Origin of the sequence: Actinomadura darangshiensis (assembly GCF_004349235.1) — a bacterium.
GTDB classification, from domain to species: Bacteria; Actinomycetota; Actinomycetes; order Streptosporangiales; family Streptosporangiaceae; genus Spirillospora; species Spirillospora darangshiensis.
This window is the reverse complement of the sequence record NZ_SMKY01000488.1, coordinates 1-4,061: the sequence shown is the minus strand read 5'-3', so window position 1 is coordinate 4,061 and position 4,061 is coordinate 1. Positions and strand designations below refer to the sequence as shown.

Sequence of the window (4,061 nt, the reverse complement as noted above, 5' to 3'; positions counted from 1 at the left end):
CCTCGCGCTGGCCCGCCACGACGGTGCCGCGGTCCGCGTGATCGGCTCCCGCATCACCATTGCGGCCCCCGACCGGCCCGGCCTCCTCTGGCGCGCCGCCGGCGTCCTCGCCCTTCACCGCCTGGCTGTGAAGACCGCCCGCACCACCTCCACCCTCCCCGACCCTCCAGCGGATCCGCCCGCACCGTCCGGCATGGCCGGGACGGCGGTGCTGGAGTTCACGGCCGTCCCCGAGTTCGGGGCGCCGCCGGATCCGGCCGGCCTGGAGGCGGACCTGCGGCTCATGCTCGCGGGGCGGCTCGACGTGGCGGCCCGGCTGGAGCGCAGGGCGCGGTCGGTGCGGGCGCGGCCCGGCGCGACGGCGGCGCCGCCGCGCGTCATGATCGTGGACGACGCGTCGCGGACGGCGACCGTCATCGAGGTGCGCGCCCACGACCGTCCCGGACTGCTGTGGCGCGTCGGGCAGGCCCTCGGGGCGTGCGGGCTGCAGGTCCGCGCCGCGCAGGTCGACACCCTCGGCGCCGAGGCCGTGGACGTCTTCTACGTGGTGGACGCGAAGGGCCGCCCGATCGAGAACGCCACCGCACTGGCCGCCGTCCAGAAAGAGGTACTGACAACCCTGCACTGATCACCCCACACCCCTGACTTACCAGCACGCGACCCATGGGGGCCCGGCTTGGCGTCCCGCCGCGCGGTCTTCAGCCGAGGCGGCCCGTGCGGCCTGGTGGGAAAGGGGTTCGCGGGGCGGGCCGGGCCCGGCTGGGCCGCCGGTGCGAGGTCCGTCCGGAAAGCCGTGGGCGAGACGGGCGGGGCCCGGCCGGTGACCCGATACGCTGATAGGCGATCCCAGAAGCTTTCCAAGGACGGTCCAGACACGTGTTCGAGACGCTCTCCGACCGGTTGACGACGGTCTTCTCGTCGCTGCGCAGCAAGGGTCGGCTCTCCGAGGCCGACATCAACGCGACGGCCCGCGAGATCCGGATCGCCCTGCTCGAGGCCGACGTCGCGCTCCCCGTCGTCAAGGACTTCATCGCGCGGGTCAAGGAACGGGCCGCGGGCGCGGAGGTCTCGCAGGCGCTGAACCCGGCGCAGCAGGTCGTCAAGATCGTCAACGAGGAGCTCGTCGAGATCCTCGGCGGCGAGACCCGCCGGATCAGCCTGGCCAAGACGCCGCCCACCGTGATCATGCTCGCGGGCCTGCAGGGCGCCGGCAAGACCACCCTCGCCGGCAAGCTGGCCCGCTGGCTGCGGCAGGAGGGCCACACCCCGATGCTGGTGGCGGCCGACCTGCAGCGCCCCAACGCCGTCCAGCAGCTCCAGGTCGTCGGCGAGCGCGCCGGGGTCCCGGTGTTCGCGCCCGAGCCGGGCAGCGGCGTCGGCGACCCGGTGGACGTGGCGCGCCGCTCGATCGACCAGGCCAGGCACGCCCAGCACGACGTCGTCGTCATCGACACCGCCGGCCGGCTCGGCATCGACGCCGAGATGATGCAGCAGGCCATCGACATCCGCGACGCCGTCAAGCCGGACGACGTGCTGTTCGTCGTCGACGCCATGGTCGGCCAGGACGCGGTCAACACCGCCCAGGCGTTCATGGACGGCGTCGGCTTCGACGGCGTCGTCCTGACCAAGCTCGACGGCGACGCGCGCGGCGGCGCGGCGCTGTCGGTGCGGCACATCACCGGGCGTCCGATCATGTTCGCCTCGACGGGCGAGAAGCTGGAGGACTTCAGCGTCTTCCACCCGGACCGCATGGCGGGCCGGATCCTCGACATGGGCGACGTCCTCACCCTGATCGAGCAGGCCGAGCAGGCGTTCGACGCCGAGCAGGCCGAGAAGATGTCCTCCAAGTTCGCCTCGGGCGAGGACTTCACCCTCGAGGACTTCCTCGAGCAGATGATGATGATCCGCAAGCTCGGCCCGATCGGGAACCTGCTCGGGATGATGCCGGGCATGGGGCAGGTCCGCGACCAGATCAGCCAGATCGACGACCGCGACCTGGACCGGATCGCCGCGATCATCCGCTCGATGACGCCGCAGGAGCGCTCCCAGCCCAAGATCATCAATGGCTCGCGGCGGGCCCGCATCGCGCGCGGCTCGGGCGTCGGCGTCGGCGAGGTCAGCAGCCTCGTCACCCGGTTCTTCGACGCGCAGAAGATGATGCGCCAGATGGCGGGCGGCATGGGGCTGCCCGGCATGCCGGGCGGACGCAAGAAGGCGGCGAAGGCGGCCGCCAAGAAGAACAAGAAGGGCAAGCAGCGCAGCGGCGACCCGCGCAAGCGCGCGGGCGGCGGCAAGGACCGGCCGGAGCAGCCGGCCGCGGACGGCGCGCCCCAGGGGCTGCCGCCCGGCCTCGGCGGCGGCAAGGGCCTCCCGCCCGGCCTCGGCGGCCAACTGCCGCCCGGCTTCCAGATGCCCGACCTCGGCGACCTCCAGAACCGCAAGAAGAAGTAGCCCGCGCTCCAACACGTCACGGCGCGATTGCGCTTTTACGCCGCGGGTCTGGCAGAATGACTGGCTGGAAACCCGGAATCGCGAGGCGCCCTCTCTCGTCCTGCGCGGCCGGAGTCCATCGGACGGCCGTCAGCCGGTGTTCCCCACCTGGCACGGGCCCGTCCAACCCGTAATGAAGTTGGAGTACACCACACCCGTGGCAGTCAAGATCAAGCTCAAGCGGCTGGGGAAGATCCGGAACCCGCAGTACCGGATCGTCGTCGCCGACGCCCGCACCAAGCGTGACGGGCGCGCCATCGAGGAGATCGGGCTCTACCAGCCCAAGCAGGAGCCGTCGCTCATCCAGATCGACTCCGAGCGCGCGCAGTACTGGCTCGGCGTCGGCGCGCAGCCGACCGAGCCCGTGCTCAACCTGCTCAAGATCACCGGCGACTGGCAGAAGTTCAAGGGCGAGCCGGGCGCCGAGGGCACCCTCAAGGTCGCCGAGCCGAAGGCCGACAAGAAGGCCGCCTTCGAGGCGGCCGTCAAGGAGTCGCTGGGCGACGACGAGGCCGCCGGCACCGCCACCCGGGGCAAGAAGAAGGCCGAGCCGAAGAAGTCCGAGGCGAAGGCCACCGAGACCGACGAAGCCAAGAGCGAGGGCTGACGTGCTCGAAGAAGCGCTCGAGCACCTGGTCCGCGGGATCGTGGAGAACCCGGACGACGTCCGGGTCCGCGCCCGCCGGATCAGGGGCGGCCGGGTCCTCGAGGTGCGCGTGCACCCCGAGGACCTCGGGAAGGTCATCGGCCGCAGCGGTCGCACCGCCAAGGCCCTCCGCACGGTGATCAGCGCCCTCTCCGGAGGCCGCTACGTGCGAGTCGACCTGCTCGACGTCAACGAGGTCCGCTGAGTGGCGTTCCGATGAGCGAACCGCTCGTGGTGGGACGGATCGGACGGCCGCACGGGGTCCGCGGCGAGGTCACCATCGACGTCCGCACGGACGAGCCGGACTCCCGGTTCGCCGCGGGCACGGAGATCTCCACCGACCCCGTCGCGGCCGGTCCGCTCACCATCGAGCGGATCCGCTGGCATTCGGGACGCCTGCTCGTGCGCTTCGCGGGGATCGGCGGCCGCGACGCCGCCGAGGCCCTGCGCGGCATCTGGCTCGTCGTCGATCCCGGCGACATCCCCCCGTCCGCCGACCCGGACGACTTCCACGACCAGGAACTGATCGGGCTCGCCGTGGTCACCGCGGACGGGACCGATGTGGGCCGGGTCGCGGACATCCTGCACCACGGCCAGGACATCCTGGTCGTGCGCGGGGCCGGCGGGGAGAGGCTGGTCCCCTTCGTGGCCGCCCTCGTCCCCGAGGTGGACGTGCCCGGGGGGCGGCTCGTGATCGACCCGCCCCCCGGACTGCTCGACGAATCATGAAACTCGACATCGTCACGATCTTCCCGGAGTACTTCGCCCCGCTGGAGATCTCCCTCCTGGGCAAGGCCCGGCGCGCCGGGCTGCTGGACGTCCGCGTCCACGACCTGCGCGACTGGACCCACGACCGGCACCGCACCGTCGACGACACCCCGTACGGCGGCGGCCCCGGCATGGTCATGAAACCCGACCCCTGGGG

Annotated in this window: 5 protein-coding genes and 1 pseudogene; all 6 read left to right on the top strand. The window is 72.2% G+C overall.

Annotated features, from left to right (window positions below; all coding sequences use genetic code 11):
• Positions 1–628: ACT domain-containing protein (locus tag E1293_RS45180; protein ID WP_132206035.1), on the top strand; the 628-nt coding region annotated here is incomplete at its 5' end.
• Between the two features lie 248 nt (positions 629–876).
• Complete coding sequence (ffh, locus tag E1293_RS45175; protein ID WP_132206033.1) at positions 877–2,451, top strand: signal recognition particle protein; 1,575 nt, start codon at positions 877–879, stop codon at positions 2,449–2,451.
• 196 nt (positions 2,452–2,647) lie between these two features.
• Positions 2,648–3,097: a 30S ribosomal protein S16 gene (rpsP, locus tag E1293_RS45170; RefSeq protein WP_132206031.1), complete on the top strand. Its 450-nt coding sequence runs from the start codon at positions 2,648–2,650 to the stop codon at positions 3,095–3,097.
• 1 nt (position 3,098) lies between these two features.
• Positions 3,099–3,341, top strand: coding sequence for an RNA-binding protein (locus tag E1293_RS45165; RefSeq protein WP_021598307.1), 243 nt, complete (start codon positions 3,099–3,101; stop codon positions 3,339–3,341).
• A gap of 11 nt (positions 3,342–3,352) precedes the next feature.
• A complete protein-coding gene (gene rimM / locus E1293_RS45160; protein WP_132206029.1) occupies positions 3,353–3,865 on the top strand; it encodes a ribosome maturation factor RimM in 513 nt (170 codons plus the stop codon).
• Positions 3,862–4,061: pseudogene (locus E1293_RS45155) on the top strand (tRNA (guanosine(37)-N1)-methyltransferase TrmD); the annotation flags it as partial. The gene rimM and the pseudogene E1293_RS45155, both read left to right, overlap by 4 nt.